We start from the raw sequence: 18,092 nt of genomic DNA, 5'->3' as shown, positions 1-18,092 counted from the left end.
TTTCGCTTCCCTTCACTCACCACCTGCCGCTCTTGCGAGCCGCTGTGATCAGCGAAGCCCACGACTGTAGCACAAGATTTTCCGGCCACAAGAAACTTTGTTCACACAGACCGAACTACTGCAGCAGGCCTGTGGGGCGCTGCGGTGCGAACGCCAGCTCAGCCTTGCGCTGAGGGTCCTCACAATTCAGCACCTCCGGCAGCAGCGCCGCCAGGCGGCCGGCATCGGCACGCAGGATGCGCTGCTTGACCGAGGGGAGTTGCGAAGGGTGCATCGAAAAATTGCGCAACCCCATGGCCAGCAACAGATCGGTGAACATGGCGTCACCCGCCATCTCGCCGCACACGCTCACCGACTTGCCGGCCTGGCGCGCCTGGGCGATCGAGCCGGCAATCAGTTGCAAGACGGCCGGATGCCACGGATCGTAGAGATGCGCTACCGCTTCGTCGGCACGATCGATGGCGAGCGTGTACTGGATCAGATCGTTGGTGCCGATCGAGATGAAGTCCACATGCGGCAGCAGCAGCGGCAGCATGACCGCCGCCGCCGGGATTTCGATCATCACACCCAGCTCCACATGGGTATAGGCCTGCCCGGCCTCGGTCAGTTGCTGCTGCACCCGCTTGATTGCCTCGCCCACCTGCCGGATCTCGGCCAGATGCGCCACCATGGGAATCAGCAGCCGCAGCTTCCCATAGGCGCTGGCGCGATAGATCGCGCGCAGTTGCTGGCGAAACATACTGGGTTCGGCCAGGCTCCAACGGATCGCGCGCAATCCCATGGCCGGGTTCAGCACATGCTCATGTCGCAGCTCGCTCGATGTCATGCGCTCCAGCGGCTTGTCGGCCCCGATATCGATCGTGCGGATCGTCACCGGCATGCCCTTCATCGCCTCGACGGCCGCACGGTAGGCCTCGAACTGCTCATCCTCGCCCGGCAATTCACCCTCGCGGTTCATGAACAGGAACTCGCTGCGGAACAGCCCCACCCCCGTGGCTCCCGCCTCGACGGCAGCGACCGCATCGGCCGGCAGCTCGATATTGGCCTGCAACTCGACCCGCTCGCCGTCCAGCGTGACGGCCGGCGTGTGGCGCAGCCTTGTCAAGCGCGCGCGCTCCAGCTCGCTCTGGCGCTGGCGGAAACGGTATTCCTCCAGCACGATCGGCGAGGGGTTGACGATCACCGCCCCCACATCGCCGTCGATGATGACCCAGTCGTCCTGGCGGATCAGACGCGAGGCCTCGCGCGTGCCCACCACGGCCGGGATGTCCATGCTGCGCGCCACGATCGCGGTATGCGAGGTCTTGCCGCCGATGTCGGTGATGAAGCCATGGAACACGCTGCGCTTGAACTGCATCATGTCGGCCGGCGCGATGTCGGCCGCCACCAGCAACAGCGGATCCTCGCCGGCAAAGTCGCGCTGCACCACGCTGGCCGCGCTTATACCGGCCTTGCCCTGCGCGCGCGCAAGCGCGTCGAGGATGCGTTCGACCACCTGCTCCAAATCGGCCTTGCGTTCGCGCAGGTAATCATCCTCCATCTCGTCGAACTGGCGTGCCAGCACCTCCAGCTGGGCCGACAGCGCCCATTCCGCGTTGTAGTGCCGGTCGATGATCCACTGCTTGGTCGCGCCGGTCAGCGCCTCGTCGTGCAGCAGCATCAGATGCACGTCAAGCAGGGCCGCCAGTTCGTGCGGCGCGTCGCCGGGCAGGTCGTCGCGCAGCGCCGTCAGCTCCGCCGCGACCTCATCGCGAGCCGCCACGGCGCGCTGGATCTCGGCCTCGATCTGATCCGCGCCGATGAAGTAATGCGCCACGTCGACGCGACTGGACGCCACCAGCACGGCCCGGCCGATGGCCACGCCGCGCGATACCGGAATGCCGAAGACCTGAAAACTCATGCGCCGACTGTAGCAGCGCGGCCCCCTTCATGGATTCGTCACCCACCCGTCACGGCGGCGTCACCCGCGCACCCGAGCATGCCTCTCGTCAAGCAACGACGAGGCCGCCCATGAGGGACATCCCACAGCCCACGCTTCCCCACACGCCTGCTTTTTCGCATCTGCCGCCGCTAAGCCATGCCCAGCCCGAGCGCCGGCCGCAGGCGAGCGCCAAGCCCCGCCTCGATGTGGCCTGGGCGCGCCACGAGGACGAGGTGCGCGAGGCCCAGCGCCTGCGCTATACCGTCTTCGTCGACGAGATGGGCGCCCGCCTGAGCCCGCCCCAGGGTGCGCCGGCCGGCCACGACATCGACGCCTTCGACCCCTTCTGCGAGCACCTGCTGGTGCGCGCCGTCGAACCCGGCCAGCACAGCGGCCCGGTGATCGGCACCTACCGCGTGCTAACACCCGCCGCCGCCAAGCGCGCCGGCGGTCTGTACAGCGAAACCGAGTTCGACCTGACCCGCCTGCGCGCCCTGCGCCCGCAGATGGTGGAGTTGGGGCGTTCCTGCGTGCACTCGGAGCACCGCTCGGGCGGCGCCATCATGCTGTTGTGGGCCGCGCTGGCCGAATTCATGCAGCGCAACGCACTGGACACGATGATCGGCTGCGCCAGCATCAGCATGCGCGACGGCGGCCATTACGCCGCCAGCCTGTGGCGACAGCTGTCGCAGACCCATCTGGCTGGCATCGAGCATCAGGTGCGCCCGCGCCTGCCGCTGCCCGTGGACGAACTGCGTCAAGACCTGGCCGCCGAAGCACCGCCGCTGATCAAGGGCTATCTGCGCTGCGGCGCCAAGGTGCTGGGCGCGCCGGCCTGGGATCCGGACTTCAACACGGCCGACCTGCCGCTGCTGATGCGTATCCAGGACCTGCCGGCACGCTACCGCCGACATTTCATCGAGCAGGCCTGAGGCGACCCAACGGCCGCCCCCTGACACCCAGGGACGGCCGCCCTGCTTACTGCCCTTCGCCGAACTTGTCGTTCACCAGGGCTGCGATCGCGTCCTGGGCGGCCCGCTCGTCCGAGCCCTCGGTCTCCAGTTCCACCTCGGAACCCAGGCCCGCCGCCAGCATCATCACGCCCATGATGCTCTTGGCATTGACGCGCCGGCCGTTGCGACTCATGAATACTTCACATTGGAAACCGCCTGCCAGCTTGGTCAGCTTGGCCGAGGCGCGGGCATGCAGGCCCAGTTTGTTGCTGATGGTGAGCGTGGACTTGAGCATCGGCCGTTCAAGAGGTTGATGAGGAAGAGTCTGTCGAGGATGGCCCCGTCACAATGCCGCGCGCGCCACCCTCGCTGGCGCGCTGCACCAGGCTGGCGAGCGGCTCGGCCGCGTAGCACAGCGCACGCCACAGCATCGGCACATTGACGCCGGCGATCACCCGCACATGGTCGCCCCCGCCGATCAGGCGCTGGGCGGCGTTGCAGGGCGTGGCACCGAACACGTCGGTCAGCACCAGCGATTCGGCATGGCCGGCCTCGGCCAGCAGCGCGCGCGCCCGGACCTCCACCTCGTCCACCGACATCTCGGGCGTCACGTCCAGCACCGACAGCTGAATCGAACAGTTCGGAAAGGTGTGCTCGGCCACCGCCTTCAGGGCGGTGGCCAGGGGCGCATGAGCAATCAGCAAGAGGCCAGACATGGCTTGATTATCGTCGGGAGCCGCAGTGCGTTCAGGGCGCCAGCCGCAAGCCCGCGACGAAGGTCTCCCAGGCCGCCGGATCGGGCTTGGCACCCAGCTGGGTGGCCTGGTAGACCCGCAGCCCCCGGGAGAACACGGCCACCCAACCATGCTGCTGCGCGCCGTCCAGCATCTGCTGCTGTGCCTGGGGATTCGGCGTCATGCCCGGCACCTGCAGCGCCTGGCCGGGCGCCGGGCGCGCCTCCAGCTTGGCGGCCAGGGTCTCGCGCATCTGCTGCAGCGCCGGGCCCACCTGGGCCGGCTCGGCCAGCTCGGCCCAGGACACCGAGAAGCTCTGTCCGGCCGCCTTGCAGACCGCCAGGCCCATCGCCGCCGGCTGCGTGCGACTCTCGACCTCGGGCTTGCAGGGGAACAGGGCCAGCAAGCCCGCGCCGGCGGGGCGCACCTCGCGCCAGTCCAGGCTGGGCGCGCAGGCGGCCAACACGAGGAGCACCAGGCCCGGCAGGGCCGCATTGCTGTTCTTCATGCGCCCATTATCCGCAAGGGCCTGCCGCACAATCGCCACATGCAGACCTCCGCCCCCTTCCCTCCCGGCGCCCTGAGCGGCGTGCGCGTGCTGGACCTGTCGCGCGTGCTGGCCGGCCCCTGGTGCACCCAGACCCTGGCCGACCTCGGCGCCGACGTGATCAAGATCGAACGCCCCGGCAGCGGCGACGACACCCGAGCCTGGGGCCCGCCCTATCTGAAGGACCGCGACGGGCGGGACAGCTCCGAGGCCGCCTATTACCTGGGCGCCAACCGCAACAAGCGCTCGCTGGCGGTGGACATCGCCCGGCCCGAGGGTCAGGCCTTGATCCGGCGCCTGGCCGGCCAGGTCGACGTGCTGGTGGAGAACTTCAAGGTCGGCGACCTGGCACGCTACGGCCTCGACGCGCAAAGCCTGCTGGCCGACCACCCCGGCCTGGTCGTCTGCTCGATCACCGGCTTCGGCCAGACCGGCCCCTACAAGGACCGCGCCGGCTACGACTACGCGGTGCAGGGCCTGGGCGGCCTGATGAGCGTCACCGGCGAACGCGACGACCTGCCCGGCGGCGGTCCGCAGAAGGTGGGCGTGGCCGTGGCCGACCTGTTCACCGGCCTCTATGCCACGGTCGCGATCCTGGCCGCGCTGCGCCACCGCGACGCCACCGGCCAGGGCCAGGTGATCGACATGGCCCTCTTGGACACCCAGGTGGCGACGCTGGCCAATCTGGGCAGCAACTACCTCTGCACCGGCCAGCCGCCGGGCCGCATGGGCAATGCGCACCAGAACATCGTGCCCTACCAGGTGTTCGAGGCCAGCGATGGCCACCTGATCCTGGCGGTCGGCAACGATGGCCAGTTCGCCAAGTTCGCCGAGATCGCGGGCCGCCCCGACTGGTCGGCGGACGCGCGCTTCGCCAAGAACGCCGGGCGCGTGCGCCACCGCGAGCTGCTGGTACCCGAGATCGCGGCCGTCATCCGCAGCCGCCCGCGCAACGACTGGCTCGCCGCCCTGGAAGCCGCCAAGGTGCCCTGCGGCGCGATCAACAATCTGGCCGAGGTGTTTGCCGACCCGCAGGTCCAGGCCCGCGACATGACCGTGGCGATGGCGCACCCGCTCAGCGACGCGCTGCGCCTGGTGGCCAGCCCGATGAAGCTGTCGCTCACGCCGGTCGGCTACCGCCACCCGCCGCCGCTGCTGGGCCAGCACAGCGCGGAGATCCTGGCCGAGGCGGGCCTGTCCCCCGCCGAGATCGCCGCCCTGCGCGAACAAGGTGCCGTGCAATGAGCGATTTCGTCCTGGTGCATGGCGCCTGGCATGGTGCCTGGTGCTGGAGATCGCCACCGGCCACGACGCCATGATCAGCGCGCCCGACGCCCTGCTGCACCATCTGCTGACGCTGGCCCGAGCGTGAGATAGTTCTCGGATCGCCGCAGCGCGCGGCACCGCCATGGGTGTTTCCCCCGGGACGGGGGATGGACGCTCCAGGGGGGCGCTCGGACCATGGCGACCGCTTCAGGAGTTCCGGCTCCCTGTCGCCCTAGCCGTACAAAGCCCAACAACAAGCCCGCCCGGAACCCCGACCCTGCGCTCCATGTCCAACCCAACGCCCGCCCCTTCCGCACCGGTCAGCGGCGCCGCCAACGATGTGGCGCAGGGGCTGAGCCATGCGCAATGGGCCGAGATCATGCAGCAGCTGGGTGCCGAGATCGCCGGGCCGCTGAGCGCCGCACTGGAGCGCATCCACGACCTCAGCGTCACCGGCCAGATCGACCGCCAGGGCCTGCGCACGCTGCGCGAGAGCGTGGCCCAGGCGCGCGAGGCCGGCATCATGGGCCAGCAACTGGCGCGGCTGGCCTCCGGCCAGCTGCGGCTGGCGCGCGAACGGCTGCAGCTGGCCCAGCTGCTGCGCGGCGTGCTGGCCCAGCGCAGCCGCGACACCCAGGCGCGCGGCATCCAGGTGCGCCAGGCACTCAAGCCGGTCGAGGTGCTGGCGGACGGCGCGCTGATGTACTCGCTGTTCAATGCGCTGCTGGACTGGACCCTGACCAGCACCCATTCCTCGATCGATCTGCGCCTGGACCTGACGCCCTGGCCGGCCAAGCCCCGCCTGGTATGCCGCTTCGCGCACCGCTCGCTGGACGCACCGGCCGAGGCCCGCACGCCGCCCTCGGCCCTGAACTCGCTGGCCTGGCGCCTGGTGGAACAGACCGCCCTGACCCTGGGCGTGCTGCCGCTGCGCGAAGACCAGGCCGGCTTCACCACGCTGACCCTCGAGTTCCCGCCCGGCATGAGCGAGGAGTCCGGCGCGGCCGCCGCCGCGGCCGCCCTGGCCGACGCCGAACTCGCGCCCTCGGGCAAGCCCAAGCCGCTGGCCGGCAGCCATCTGCTGATCGTCTCGCCGCGCCACGAGCTGCGCGGCCAGCTGCAGGAGGCGGTGCAGCACATGGGCCTGATCATCGACATGGTCGACAGCGCCGACGAGGCGCTGCGCTTCTGCGCCGAGGGTCTGCCGCACGCCATCCTGTTCGAGAGCGCCCAGCGCGGGCCCGGCTTCGAGATGCTGCTGGCCGAGCTGCGCCGCGAGGTGCCGCAGTTCAGCCTGATCGAGGTGCTGGACGAGGACCACCAGACCCAGCTCTCCACCGCCACCGCCGACGGCCTGGCCCGCATCGCGCGCCGCCATGTGGCCGACGCCCTGCCCTCGGTGCTGCTGTTCGAACTCTCCAAGGCCCTGTAACAACGGGGCGCCAGCCCCTGGTCTACACTGAGCCCATGAAGTCGAGCCGCCTCCTTGTCCCCGCCGTGGCCCTGGCCCTGCTGGCCGGTGCCGGCCTGCTGGCCTATCAGAGCCTGGCCCAGCGCGAAACCGCGCCGGCCTTCAACTACGTGCTGCTGGACGGCGCCAAGGCCGAGTCCGTGCAGTGGAAGGGCAAGGTCATGCTGGTGAATTTCTGGGCCACCAGCTGCACCACCTGCGTGGCCGAGATGCCCGAGATCGTCGCCACGCACGAGAAATACAAGGCGCGCGGCTTCGACACCCTGGCGGTGGCGATGAGCTACGACCCGCCGGCCTTCGTGGCCAACTTCGCGCAAAGCCGCAAGCTGCCCTTCGGCGTCGCGATCGACAACACCGGCGCCATCGCCCAGAAGTTCGGCGACGTGCGCCTGACCCCGACCACCCTGCTGATCAACAAGCGCGGCGAGATCGTCAAGCGCTACGTCGGCGCGCCGGACTTTGCCGCGCTGCACGGGCTGGTCGAGCAGTTGCTGGCCGAGACCTGATCGACCGCCCCGGCGGCCCGACCCGCCGCCTGCCGACGCCCGCATGCTGACGCTGTACCGCGCCTCGTTCCGCCAGTTGCTGCTGATCGGCTTCCTGCTGATTGCCGGCCTGCTGGCCGCCGCCTCGCTGGGGGGGCTGTTCACGCTGGAGCGCCTGACCCTGCAAAGCCGCGACGCGGCCGAGCGCGCCGGCCAGCTCAACACCACCCTGCAGCAGCTGACCGAACGCCAGGTCGCGATGGAGCGCGCCGCGCGCCAATACCTGGTGCTGGAGGACCGCGTGCTGCGCCAGCGCTTCGAGGAAGCCGCCGGCGACGCCGAGCAACTGCTGCTGCAACTGCAGGCCCAGCAGCTGTCGGCCCCGCAGGCCGGCGCCTGGCGCGAGCTGCTGGGCGCGATCCGCGCCCGGCTCGACAGCCCCGGCCCGGCGCGCCGCCAGGAGCCGGTGCTGGCCGCGCTGTTCCGCGAGCTCGACGACCTCGGCCAGGAGATCGGCGCCGCCATGCAGCGCCAGGTCCAGGCCCGCAGCCAGGCGCTGCAGCAGCAGCTGGAGGATGGCCGCATCCGCCTGGGCCGCCAGGTGGCCGGCGCCATCGTGCTGGCGGCCGCGCTGTCGCTGCTGTTCGGCGTCTGGCTGACCAGGCCGCTGCGCCGACTGGAGCGGGCCATCGTCGGCCTGGGCGAGAACCGGCTGGAGAACCCGGTCGAGATCGAGGGGCCCAGCGATCTGCGCTCGCTGGGCCAGCGCCTGGACTGGCTGCGCCTGCGCCTGGCCGAGCTGGACGCCGACAAGGCGCGCTTTCTGCGCCATGTCTCGCACGAGCTGAAGACGCCGCTGGCCGCGTTGCGCGAGGGCGTGGCCCTGCTGGAGGACGGCGTGGCCGGCGAGCTGAGTCCCGACCAGCGCGAGATCGCCCGCATCCTGGCCCACAACACCGCCCAGTTGCAGCGCCAGATCGAGGATCTGCTGCGCTTCAACGCCGCCGCCTTCGAGGCGCGCCAGCTGCAGCGCCGCCCCACCGACCTGGCCGCGCTGATCCGTGGCCTGGTCGAGGCCCAGCGCCTGCAGTGGCAGGCACGGCAATTGCGCGTCGAGGTGGACGGCGACCCGGTCGAGGCCGCGGTCGACCCCGACAAGCTGGGCACGGCGCTCGCGAACCTGCTGTCCAATGCGATACGCTTCAGCCCCATCGGCGGCGGCATCCGCTTGCATCTGTCGCAGCGGGCCGGCCATGTGCTCATCGACATCACGGATCAGGGCCCGGGCATCGCGCCGGCCGACCGAGCGCGCGTGTTCGAGCCCTTCTACCGCGGCGAGCGCCAGCCCGACGGCGCGCTGCGCGGCACCGGGGTCGGGCTGTCCATCGTGCAGGAATACATTGCCGCCCATGGCGGGGCCATCGAGCTGATGCCCACCGAACCCGGCGCCCATTTCAGGATCCAGTTGCCCCATGCCAGTCCCTGACCATCCGCTATCGCTGCTCCGACTGCTGCCCATGGCCCTGCTGGCCGGCCTGACCGCCTGTGTGCCGCTGCCGCCCAAGATCGAGATCCGCGAGCAGCGCGTGGAGGTCCTCGTGCCCAAGGTCGAGCCGGCCGATCAGGCGGCCCGGCAGTTCCTGGCCCAGCACGAGCGCCTCCACAAGCTGGCGCCGGCCGAGCTGGCTCAGGAGATCGTCGCCGCCGGTGCGCCGGCCGATGACGCCAACCTGGCCCCGGCCGCGGCCCTGCAGCTGGCGCTGACGCTCAGCCTCAGCCATGCCAACCCCGGCGAGCTGACGCGCGCCCAGAACCTGCTGAACCCGCTGCAGCGCAGCGAGGCGCCGGAGGCCCGGGCCTGGCAGGGGCTGGCGCGCGTGCTGGCCTCGCGCCTGGCCGAACAGCGCCGGCTGGAGGGCGAGATCGAGCGGCTCAATCAGCAGGCGCGCGACAACCAGCGCCGCCTGGACCAGCTCAACGAAAAGCTGGAGGCCCTGAAGGCCATCGAGCGCAGCCTGCACAGCCGCCCCCCCGCAACCCCGCCGGCCTCGACACCGGCCGCGCCGAAATGAGCGTCGGCGCGCGCCTGCTGCTGGTCGACGACGATGCCGACCTGCTGAAACTGCTGTCGATGCGGCTGCTGGCCGCCGGCTATCAGATCACCGCGGTGGAGAGCGCCGAGGCCGCGCTGGCCCAGATCGCGGTGCAGCGCCCGGCCCTGGTGATCAGCGACGTGCAACTGCCCGGCAAGGATGGCCTGGCACTGTTCGACGCGATCCGCGAGCGCGATCCGGCGCTGCCGGTGATCCTGCTGACCGCGCATGGCACCATCCCGGACGCGGTCGAGGCCACCACGCGCGGCGTCTACACCTATCTGACCAAGCCCTTCGACGGCAAGGCCCTGCTGGAAACCATCCGCGAGGCCCTGGCGCTGGCCGCGCCCCAGGCGCTGCCGGCCGAGCAGCCGGCCGAGGCCTGGCGCGTATCCATAGTCAGCCGCTCCAACGCGATGGCCGAATTGCTGGCCGAGGCCAAGCTGGTGGCGGCCTCGCAGGCCAGCGTGCTGATACGCGGCGAGAGCGGCAGCGGCAAGGAGCTGCTGGCCCAGGCCATCCACAAGGCCAGCCCGCGCGCCGCCAAGCCCTTCGTGGCGGTGAACTGCGGCGCCATCCCCGAATCGCTGCTGGAGTCCGAGCTGTTCGGCCATGTCAAGGGCGCCTTCACCGGCGCGGTGGCCCATCACCGCGGCCTGTTCCAGGCCGCCAACGGCGGCACCCTGTTCCTGGACGAGATCGGCGACATGCCGCTGCCGCTGCAGGTCAAGCTGCTGCGCGTGCTGCAGGAGCGCCAGGTGCGGCCGGTGGGCGCCAGCGACAGCGTGCCGGTCGACGTGCGCCTGCTCTCGGCCACCCACCGCGACCTGGACGCGGCCATGGCCGAGGGCCAGTTCCGCGAGGACCTGTTCTACCGGCTCAATGTCGTCGCGCTGGACATGCCCACGCTGGCGCAACGCCGCGAGGACATCCCCCTGCTGGCCCAGCATTTCCTGGCCCGCCTGGCCGACAAGTACGGCAAGCGCCTGAACGGCTTTGCCCCCGACGCGCTGAAGGCCCTGAGCACCGCCGCCTGGCCGGGCAATGTGCGCCAGCTGCACAACGTGGTGGAGCAGGTCAGCGCGCTGGCCACCACGCCGCTGATCCCGCTGAGCCTGGTGCAGCGCGCGCTGCGCGTGCCCAGCATGGAGGTGCTGTCCTATGCCGAGGCGCGCCGGCGTTTCGAATATGCCTATCTGGTCGATCTGCTGAAGCTGACCGACGGCCATGTGGCGGACGCCGCCCGCCTGGCCGACCGCAACCGCACCGAGTTCTATCGCCTGCTGCAGAAGCATGGGCTGACACCGGGCCTGTTCCGTGCCGATGGCCGCAGCGATGATGGGCCCGCAGACCCTCCTGTCGCCGCCTAGCGACAGGGATTTTTCCTTTGCCATCAAGCACTTGGCAAAGAGCGCCGGCGGCCTGTCGCCGGACGGCGACGCTTCTCCGCCGCCGGCCCCGGCTTTTTCACGCAAGCCTTTGATCTAGAAAGCTTTTTCAAGCTGGCATGGGATTCGCTGTAAGCATCCCAATGCCTAAACATCTCCTCCCCCTCCACGGCCTGCTGCTCGGCACCGCCCTGCTGACCGGCGGATCGGCGCAGGCCTTCGACCTGGACGAGGTGGCCGCGAAGGCGCGCCAGCTGGCCCAGCGCCCCTATGCGGCACCGTCCCTGGCCCTGCCCGACGAGCTCAAGGCCCTGAGCTACGACCAGTACCGCGACATCCGCTTCAAGCCCGAGCGCGCGCTGTGGCGCGATCAGAAGCTGCCCTTCGAGCTGATGTTCTTCCATCTGGGCAAGTTCCAGACCCAGGCGGTGCGCATCAACGAGGTGACGCCCCAGGGCGTGCGCAACATCGCCTTCCAGCGCGAGGACTTCGACTACGGCAAGAACAAGTTCGCCACCCGCTGGGGCGATCTGGGCTTCGCCGGCTTCCGCGCCCACTACGCGCTCAACAACCCGGCCTACAAGGACGAGCTGGTCGTCTTCCTGGGCGCCAGCTATTTCCGCGCGCTCGGCGCCGGCCAGCATTACGGCCTGTCGGCGCGCGGCCTGGCCATCGACACCACCGGCGACCCGGCACGCCGGCGCGGCGAGGAGTTCCCGCGCTTCACCGAGTTCTGGATCGAGAAGCCCGCCGCGGACGCCGGCACCCTGACGATCTATGCGCTGCTGGACTCGCCGCGTGCCACCGGGGCCTACCGTTTCGTGGTCGCGCCCGGCGCAAACACGCGGGTCGACGTGCAGAGCCGGCTCTACCTGCGCGAGTCGGTCAGGACCCTGGCGCTGGCGCCGCTGACCAGCATGTACATGTTCGGCGAGAACCAGCCGCACCGCACCGACTTCCGCCCCGAGGTGCACGACTCCGACGGCCTGATGGTGGCCACCGGCGAGGGCGAATGGATCTGGCGCCCGCTGATCAACCCGTCCGGCACGCTGACCACCTCGTTCGCGATGAAGGGCCTGCGCGGCTTCGGCCTGATGCAGCGCGACCGCGCCTTCGCCAACTACGAGGACACCGAGGCGCGCTACGAGCTGCGCCCGAGCGCCTGGATCGAGCCCGTCGGCGACTGGGGCCCCGGCCGCGTCGAGCTGATGCTGCTGCACACGCCCGACGAGACCAACGACAACGTGGTCGCCTACTGGGTGCCCGAGAAGCTGCCGGCGCCCGGCCAGCCGCTGGACTTCGGCTACCGCCTGCATCTGCAGGGCGAACAGCAGCAGCGGCCGCCCGGCGCCTGGGTCACGCAGAGCCGCGTCGGCCGGGGCTTTGCCGCGCTGGCCGCCAACGAGCAGCAATACGTGGTCGATTTCAACGGCCCGGCGCTGGCCGCGCTGCCGGCCGAGGCCAAGGTCGAGGCGGTGCTCAGCACCGACGCCAACGGCCGCATCACCGAACGCAATGCCTACCGCAACCCGGTCACCGGCGCCTGGCGCATGACGGTCCGCGTGCAGCAACTCCGCCCCTCGCAGCCCACCGAGCTGCGCGGCTTTCTGCAACACAACCAGCAGGCCTTGACGGAAACATGGAGCACGACAATTCCCCCCCGCTGACCGGTCGCCCGGTCGCTGCCGGCATGCCGCCCATCATGCGCGGCGCCATGCTGCCCCGCCCCTGGGGCAGTCAGAGCCCCATCGAGGGCGCCCGCCCCGCCGCCGCTACAGCGGCGCCCTGGGAGCGCGCTGCGCAGCGGCGCCGCCGCACCCTGATGGTCGGCGTGCTGCTGTCCACCCTGCTGGCCACCGTGGTGCTGGCGCGCGCCCAGCCGGTCGGCGGCAACGCGCTGCTGCAAAGCCTGCAGATCGGCCTGTTCGCCCTGCTGTTCGCCTGGGTCAGCGCCGGCTGCCTGACCGCGGTGATGGGCTTCTGGGTCACGCTGCGCGGCGACCCGCATGCGATGTCGCGCCAGGACACCGGCCTCAAGCCGCTCTCGGCCGACGCCCGCACCGCGCTGATCATGCCGATCTGCAACGAGAACGTCGCCACCGTGATGGCCGGCCTGCGCGCCACCTGCGAGTCGCTGGCGGCCTCGGGCGCGCTGCGCCTGTTCGACGTCTACATCCTGTCGGACAGCAGCGACCCCGACGTGCGGACAGCCGAGCTGGCCGCTTGGGGGCAGTTGCGCCAGCGCTTTGCCGGCCAGGGCCGCATCCACTACCGCTGGCGCCAGCGCCGCGGCAGGAAGAAGGCCGGCAACGTGGCCGACTTCTGCCGCCGCTGGGGCCGCAACTACCGCTATATGGTGGTGCTGGACGCCGACAGCGTGATGAGCGGCGACTGCCTGCTGGGCCTGGTGCGGCTGATGGAGGCGCATCCCGGCGCCGGCATCCTGCAGGCCGCGCCGCAGGCCTGCGGCCACGACACCCTGCATGCGCGCGCCCAGCAGTTCGCCGGCCGCGTGGCCGGACGCCTGTTCACGGCGGGCATGCAGTACTGGCAGCTGGGCGAGGCGCATTACTGGGGCCACAACGCCATCATCCGCGTCGAACCCTTCATGCGGCACTGCGCGCTGGCGCCGCTGCACGGGCGCGACATCATGTCGCACGACTTCGTCGAGGCCGCGCTGATGCGCCGCGCCGGCTACCATGTCTGGCTGGTGCACGACCTGCCCGGCAGCTACGAGCAGCAGCCCCCGCATCTGCTGGCCGAGCTGCAGCGCGACCGCCGCTGGTGCCAGGGCAATCTGCAGAATGCGCGCCTGATCGCCGAGCCGGGCCTGCACGCGGTGCATCGCGCGATGCTGCTGACCGGTGCGCTGGCCTATCTGTCGGCGCCGCTGTGGCTGCTCTATGTGGGCCTGGGCGCGCTGCTGTGGCTGAGCGGCAGCGGCGACGCGCTGCTGCCCCCGGAGGGCCTGCCGCGTGGCGTGCTGGGGCTGTGGGCCGGCACCATCGCGATGCTGGCGCTGCCCCGCGTGCTGGGCCTGCTGGCCGTGATCCTGAAGGGCGAGCAGGCCCAGCACGGCGGCAGCGCGGCGCTGCTGGCGGGCAGCCTGCTGGAGGCCGGCCTGTCGATGCTGCAGGCACCGCTGCGCATGGCGGCCCATACGATGTTCGTGCTGGGCGGTCTGCTCGGTGCGCTGCGGGGCCGGCCGATCGAATGGCGCTCGCCGCCACGCGAGGCCAGCGATGTGAGCTGGCGCGAGGCCTTCGCACATTACGCGCCGCTGAGCCTCGCCGTGCTGCTGCTGGCCCTGCCGCTGGCGCTGCTGCGGCCCTCGACCCTGGTCTGGCTGGCGCCGATCGCGCTGCCGCTGCTGCTGGCCGCGCCGATCACGGTGCTGACCAGCCGCAGCAGCATCGGCGCCAGGCTGCGCCGCGCCCGGCTGCTGCTGATTCCGGAGGAGGCTCGGCCGCCCTCGGTGCTGCGCCACGCCTGGACCTATGCGGAGCTGGCCGCCCCCACGCCCGACTGGGCCGAGGCCCTGCGCAGCGGCCGGCTGTTCGAGCTGGCGCGCCAGGCCATGGGCACGCGCCGCACCGGCCATGGCCTGCGCGGTCGCACCCGACATGCCCACCTGAGCGCGATCGGCGACGGCCAACGGCTGGCCGCGACCGAGCGCATGCGCTGCCTCAGCGAACCGGCCAGCCTGATGTGGCTGCGGCGGGATGAAATAGGGCTGCGGGCGGCCTGAGACCGCCGCCCAACGGCGCCGGCGTTGCGGTCGCCCCTCCCTGGAGCTCGCGGTCGGGGTCAGGTCTTGCCGGACCTCGCCCGGACCGCCGCGATCTCATGCCACCGAATGCGCGCCTACCGCCCGATCGGCCCGGATCGAGGCGCGCGGCCAACACCGGCGGCCCGGATTTAACGACTGCTTACGACTAAGACAACCCGGTCGGCACTCTCGACGCAAGAATCCGCCGCCCCCCTCACTCTAGGGGGGTGATCGGCAACAAAAAGCGCCAAGGAGAGAGTGCCATGCACAACAAGGGACACCAAACTCACAAGCAAGATCAGCGGCGGGGCCTGCTATGGCTGCCGCTGCTGACGGCCTTGCTGACCGCCTGCGGCGGCGGCGGCGGGGGGACCGACAACGCGGTCGCCGACGCTCCGTCGGCGCGCATTCAGGCGGCCGGCGATATCGAGACGGCGCTGCGGCCGGTCTCCGCCAGCGCCAGCTCGATGGAGCGCGGCGACCTCGGCGGCGAGAAGGCGGTCGACGGCGACGCCGCGACGCGCTGGAGCAGTGCCTTCTCCGACGCGCAACACCTGACCCTGGACTACGGGCAGCTCGTCACGATCAACCGCGTGCAGATCCATTGGGAGAATGCACACGCGCAGAGCTACGAGCTGCAGATCTCCGAGGATGGCGCGCAATGGACCACGCTGCGCAGCGTGGGCGACAGCGCCGGCGGCGTCGAGAACCTCGAGGGCCTGTCCGGCCGCGGCCGCTATCTGCGCATGCAGGGTCTGCGGCGCTCCTCGCCCTACGGCTATTCGATCTTCGAGATCCAGGCTTTCAGCGGCAGCGCCGCGCCCGAGCTGCCGCCGGCCGAGCCCGATCCCGTGCCGGATCCGAGCCAGCCCAGCGTGCGCCTCACGCCGGCGGCGGCGACCTCCTCCGCCGTGGAGAACGGCGGCCTGAACGCCGCCAAGGCGATCGATGGCGATCTGGGTTCGCGCTGGGCCAGCACGGCCGACGACAAGGCCTGGATCCAGTTCGACCTGGGCGGCAAGAAGGCCGTCGGCTCGCTGAAGCTGGTCTGGGAGAACGCCTACGGCAAGGAATATGAGATCCAGATCTCGGACGACGGCCAGAACTGGTCCCTGCTGCGCCGCGTGACCGAGGGCAAGGGCGGCACCGAGGAGTTCCTCAACCTTGGCGTCTCGGCCCGCTACCTGCGCCTGCAGGGCGTCAAGCGCGCCACCAACTACGGCTACTCGCTGTTCGAGGTCGAGATCCGCTCGCAGGGCACGGACAACACCCTGCCCTTGCTGGCCACCACACCCTACGCCTCGCCCCTGACCGGCGTGGAGCCGCAGCCGCTGCACCAGCCGCAGGAGCCGCTGGAGTCGCTGCAGTTCACGCTGTCCGATGGCACCCTGGTGACCCGCTTCGGCGCCCGCGCCGTGGGCCGCCATGGCCGCGAGCGCGGCGAGGAATGGAACGAGATCGGCTACGGCCCCAACGAGACCGTCGACCCCGTCACCGGTGCGCCGGTGGACAAGGGACCGGGCGCCTATCTGCTCTTCGTGCCGCAGTACTTCAAGAACCGCACCTGGGGCATGGAGATCATCGACAACAGCCGCGTTGCCGGCGTGACCAAGCCGGTGATCACGGTCAACCAGTACAACAGCGTCGACTTCCTGCCCGGTGGCACCGCCTTCTTCCGCGCCATCGACCGCGTCGGCGTGACCGGCTACGGCTGGATGAACAACGGTGAACTGCTCAAGCCCGGCAACTGCGCGCCGCTGGCCTACCCGGCCAACGGCCAGTTGGGCAACGGCGGCTGCACGGTGCTGATCAAGGACTACCCCGGCCATGGCGCGCTGGACGCCAACGGCTTCCCGAACGGCCAGAGCGTGGCGGCCCGTCCGCTGGCGGTCGGCGACGTGATCGAGATGGCGCCGTCGATGTTCACGACCAAGGAAGCCATGCTGGCCAAGGGCGACGACGGCGGCATCCGCTACTACGCCAACGAGTGGACCTATGTGGTCGGCAAGGGGCTGGTGCCCTGGTACGGCGTGCAGCCGCGCCTGAACTCCGCGCCGCTGCCGACGGAGACCCTGTCGGGCGGCATCGGCTCGGTGTCCTACAACTACTCCGACGAAGGCAGCCGGATGTTCCAGCAGCCGCCCAACAACGTGGGCATGCAGAACATGCAGCGCTTTGTCGAAGGCCGCCGCCTGATCCACAGCAGCTTCATCACCGGCGAGCATTCCGAGCCGGGCAACGATCGCCTCGGCGCGATCGCCGGCCTGGCAGGCATGCAGTTCAACCAGTCGGCCTGCGTCCAGTGCCACACCAACAACGGTCGCAGCCCCGCGCCCGCGGCGCTGAACCAGCGTCTGGACACGATGTCGGTGCGCGCCGGCATCCTGGATGCGGACGGCAAGCAACGCCCGCACCCGCGCTATGGCAGCTCCATCCAGATGAATGCGCGCACCGCCAGCGGTGCGCCGCAGGACTGGGGCAATGCGGTGCGCGTGGCCGGTTTCGAGACCCGCAGCGTGCGTCTGGCCGACGGCACGCAGGTGGAGCTGCGCAGGCCCAAGCTGGCCTTCGACGGCCCGGTGCCGCAGCTGTACTCGATGCGCAGCGCGCAGCCGATGCTCGGCGCCGGCCTGCTGGAGGCGGTGCCGGAGGCCGACATCCTGGCGCGGGTGCGCAGCCAGCCGGACGAAGACGGCATCAAGGGTCAGGCCAATTTCGTGCATGACCCCGAGACCGGCGCCGCACGCCTGGGCCGTTTCGGCTGGAAGGCCTCCAAGGTCAGCCTGCGTCACCAGGCCGCCTCGGCCCTGCTGCAGGACATGTCGGTGACCTCGCCGATCTACCCGAGCCGCCAGTGCAGCGCTGATCCCGCGGGCTGCCGCAATGCGCCGGCGCAGCCGGGCATCGCCGAGGCCGACCTGGTGTCGCTGACCCGTTACATGGCCCTGGTGGCCGTGCCGGCGCAACGCAGCCAGGCCAGCGGCTTCCCCAAGGGGGTGGCGCCGCTGGACGAGCATCGCGTCGACCCGGCCCAGGTCGCGATCGGTCAGCGCGTCTTCGACACGCTGCGCTGCGTGGCCTGCCACACCGCGACCATGAAGACCGGCAAGAACCATCCCTTCGCCGAGCTGCGCGACCAGACCATCCGCCCGTTCACCGACCTGCTGCTGCACGACATGGGATCGGAGCTGGCGGACAACTTCGCCGAAGGCAACGCCAGCGGCTCGATGTGGCGCACCGCGCCGCTGTGGGGCATCGGCTACACGGCCAAGGTCCAGGGCGGCGACGCCAAGGTTGGCTATCTGCATGACGGCCGCGCCCGCACCCTGACCGAGGCCATCATGTGGCACGGCGGCGAGGGCGAGCGCTCGCGCCAGCGCTTCGAGAAGCTGTCGGCCGCCGACCGCGAGGCCCTGCTGGCCTTCCTGAGGTCGCTGTAACGAGCGCAGGCGGCCGCCGGGCCGC

The 18,092-nt window shown here is 70.6% G+C and carries 14 protein-coding genes; 10 read left to right on the top strand and 4 right to left on the bottom strand.

Annotated features, from left to right (window positions below; all coding sequences use genetic code 11):
* Nucleotides 1-115: 115 nt before the first annotated feature.
* Complete coding sequence (ptsP, locus tag AC07OQ_RS21440) at nt 116-1,900, bottom strand: phosphoenolpyruvate--protein phosphotransferase (protein ID WP_495055165.1); 1,785 nt, start codon at nt 1,898-1,900, stop codon at nt 116-118.
* 110 nt (nt 1,901-2,010) lie between these two features.
* Between ptsP and AC07OQ_RS21435 the strand changes: the two genes are divergently transcribed.
* Complete coding sequence (locus AC07OQ_RS21435; protein WP_495055164.1) at nt 2,011-2,853, top strand: GNAT family N-acetyltransferase; 843 nt, start codon at nt 2,011-2,013, stop codon at nt 2,851-2,853.
* Nucleotides 2,854-2,899: 46 nt separating this feature from the next.
* Here the strand turns inward: AC07OQ_RS21435 and AC07OQ_RS21430 are convergent, their stop codons facing one another.
* The 3 genes from AC07OQ_RS21430 to AC07OQ_RS21420 are packed head-to-tail and all read right to left on the bottom strand — an operon-like array spanning nt 2,900 to nt 4,116.
* The gene (locus tag AC07OQ_RS21430) at nt 2,900-3,169 is read right to left on the bottom strand and encodes an HPr family phosphocarrier protein (RefSeq protein WP_495055163.1); all 270 of its coding nucleotides are present in this window, start codon (nt 3,167-3,169) and stop codon (nt 2,900-2,902) included.
* A 7-nt stretch (nt 3,170-3,176) separates the two neighbouring features.
* On the bottom strand, nt 3,177-3,590 hold the full coding sequence (locus tag AC07OQ_RS21425; protein WP_495055162.1) for a PTS sugar transporter subunit IIA: 414 nt from the start codon (nt 3,588-3,590) through the stop codon (nt 3,177-3,179).
* A 31-nt stretch (nt 3,591-3,621) separates the two neighbouring features.
* Nucleotides 3,622-4,116, bottom strand: a complete 495-nt coding sequence (locus AC07OQ_RS21420) for a hypothetical protein (RefSeq protein WP_495055161.1) — start codon at nt 4,114-4,116, stop codon at nt 3,622-3,624.
* 39 nt (nt 4,117-4,155) lie between these two features.
* Here AC07OQ_RS21420 and AC07OQ_RS21415 point away from each other — a divergent pair, with 39 nt between their 5' ends.
* The 9 genes from AC07OQ_RS21415 to AC07OQ_RS21375 all read left to right on the top strand — a co-directional run bounded on the left by AC07OQ_RS21415 (nt 4,156) and on the right by AC07OQ_RS21375 (nt 18,067).
* Nucleotides 4,156-5,400 carry a CaiB/BaiF CoA transferase family protein gene (locus AC07OQ_RS21415; protein ID WP_495055160.1) on the top strand — a complete coding sequence of 415 codons (1,245 nt, stop codon included), beginning with the start codon at nt 4,156-4,158 and terminating at the stop codon, nt 5,398-5,400.
* Between the two features lie 307 nt (nt 5,401-5,707).
* Nucleotides 5,708-6,853, top strand: a complete 1,146-nt coding sequence (locus AC07OQ_RS21410) for a hypothetical protein (RefSeq protein ID WP_495055159.1) — start codon at nt 5,708-5,710, stop codon at nt 6,851-6,853.
* A gap of 35 nt (nt 6,854-6,888) precedes the next feature.
* Nucleotides 6,889-7,398, top strand: coding sequence for a TlpA family protein disulfide reductase (locus tag AC07OQ_RS21405; RefSeq protein ID WP_495055158.1), 510 nt, complete (start codon nt 6,889-6,891; stop codon nt 7,396-7,398).
* A gap of 43 nt (nt 7,399-7,441) precedes the next feature.
* The gene (locus AC07OQ_RS21400; RefSeq protein WP_495055157.1) at nt 7,442-8,863 is read left to right on the top strand and encodes a HAMP domain-containing sensor histidine kinase; all 1,422 of its coding nucleotides are present in this window, start codon (nt 7,442-7,444) and stop codon (nt 8,861-8,863) included.
* A complete protein-coding gene (locus AC07OQ_RS21395; RefSeq protein WP_495055156.1) occupies nt 8,850-9,449 on the top strand; it encodes a hypothetical protein in 600 nt (199 codons plus the stop codon). The genes AC07OQ_RS21400 and AC07OQ_RS21395 overlap by 14 nt, the downstream gene beginning before the upstream one ends.
* On the top strand, nt 9,446-10,840 hold the full coding sequence (locus AC07OQ_RS21390) for a sigma 54-interacting transcriptional regulator (protein ID WP_495055155.1): 1,395 nt from the start codon (nt 9,446-9,448) through the stop codon (nt 10,838-10,840). The genes AC07OQ_RS21395 and AC07OQ_RS21390 overlap by 4 nt, the downstream gene beginning before the upstream one ends.
* 161 nt (nt 10,841-11,001) lie before the next feature.
* Entirely contained in the window at nt 11,002-12,525 is a 1,524-nt protein-coding gene (locus AC07OQ_RS21385; protein WP_495055154.1) for a glucan biosynthesis protein G, read from the top strand.
* Nucleotides 12,498-14,606: a glucans biosynthesis glucosyltransferase MdoH gene (mdoH, locus tag AC07OQ_RS21380; protein WP_495055153.1), complete on the top strand. Its 2,109-nt coding sequence runs from the start codon at nt 12,498-12,500 to the stop codon at nt 14,604-14,606. Before AC07OQ_RS21385 ends, mdoH begins: the two co-directional genes overlap by 28 nt.
* Before the next feature lie 284 nt (nt 14,607-14,890).
* The gene (locus AC07OQ_RS21375) at nt 14,891-18,067 is read left to right on the top strand and encodes a di-heme oxidoredictase family protein (protein WP_495055152.1); all 3,177 of its coding nucleotides are present in this window, start codon (nt 14,891-14,893) and stop codon (nt 18,065-18,067) included.
* Nucleotides 18,068-18,092: the final 25 nt, after the last annotated feature.

Source organism: Roseateles sp. GW821-FHT09B06, assembly GCF_059418245.1.
The sequence above is the reverse complement of the archived record's forward strand: the minus strand, read 5'-3'. Positions and strand labels throughout refer to the sequence as shown.

Bases quoted from the DNA above. Each gene is read 5' to 3' on its own strand.
- AC07OQ_RS21435 (WP_495055164.1), top strand. From the start codon at position 2,011: ATGAGGGACATCCCACAGCCCACGCTTCCCCACACGCCTGCTTTTTCG.
- AC07OQ_RS21395 (WP_495055156.1), top strand. From the start codon at position 8,850: ATGCCAGTCCCTGACCATCCGCTATCGCTGCTCCGACTGCTGCCCATG.
- AC07OQ_RS21385 (WP_495055154.1), top strand. From the start codon at position 11,002: ATGCCTAAACATCTCCTCCCCCTCCACGGCCTGCTGCTCGGCACCGCC.
- AC07OQ_RS21390 (WP_495055155.1), top strand. From the start codon at position 9,446: ATGAGCGTCGGCGCGCGCCTGCTGCTGGTCGACGACGATGCCGACCTG.
- AC07OQ_RS21410 (WP_495055159.1), top strand. From the start codon at position 5,708: ATGTCCAACCCAACGCCCGCCCCTTCCGCACCGGTCAGCGGCGCCGCC.
- ptsP (WP_495055165.1), bottom strand. From the start codon at position 1,900: ATGAGTTTTCAGGTCTTCGGCATTCCGGTATCGCGCGGCGTGGCCATC.
- AC07OQ_RS21420 (WP_495055161.1), bottom strand. From the start codon at position 4,116: ATGAAGAACAGCAATGCGGCCCTGCCGGGCCTGGTGCTCCTCGTGTTG.
- AC07OQ_RS21405 (WP_495055158.1), top strand. From the start codon at position 6,889: ATGAAGTCGAGCCGCCTCCTTGTCCCCGCCGTGGCCCTGGCCCTGCTG.
- AC07OQ_RS21375 (WP_495055152.1), top strand. From the start codon at position 14,891: ATGCACAACAAGGGACACCAAACTCACAAGCAAGATCAGCGGCGGGGC.
- AC07OQ_RS21400 (WP_495055157.1), top strand. From the start codon at position 7,442: ATGCTGACGCTGTACCGCGCCTCGTTCCGCCAGTTGCTGCTGATCGGC.
- AC07OQ_RS21425 (WP_495055162.1), bottom strand. From the start codon at position 3,590: ATGTCTGGCCTCTTGCTGATTGCTCATGCGCCCCTGGCCACCGCCCTG.
- mdoH (WP_495055153.1), top strand. From the start codon at position 12,498: ATGGAGCACGACAATTCCCCCCCGCTGACCGGTCGCCCGGTCGCTGCC.
- AC07OQ_RS21415 (WP_495055160.1), top strand. From the start codon at position 4,156: ATGCAGACCTCCGCCCCCTTCCCTCCCGGCGCCCTGAGCGGCGTGCGC.
- AC07OQ_RS21430 (WP_495055163.1), bottom strand. From the start codon at position 3,169: ATGCTCAAGTCCACGCTCACCATCAGCAACAAACTGGGCCTGCATGCC.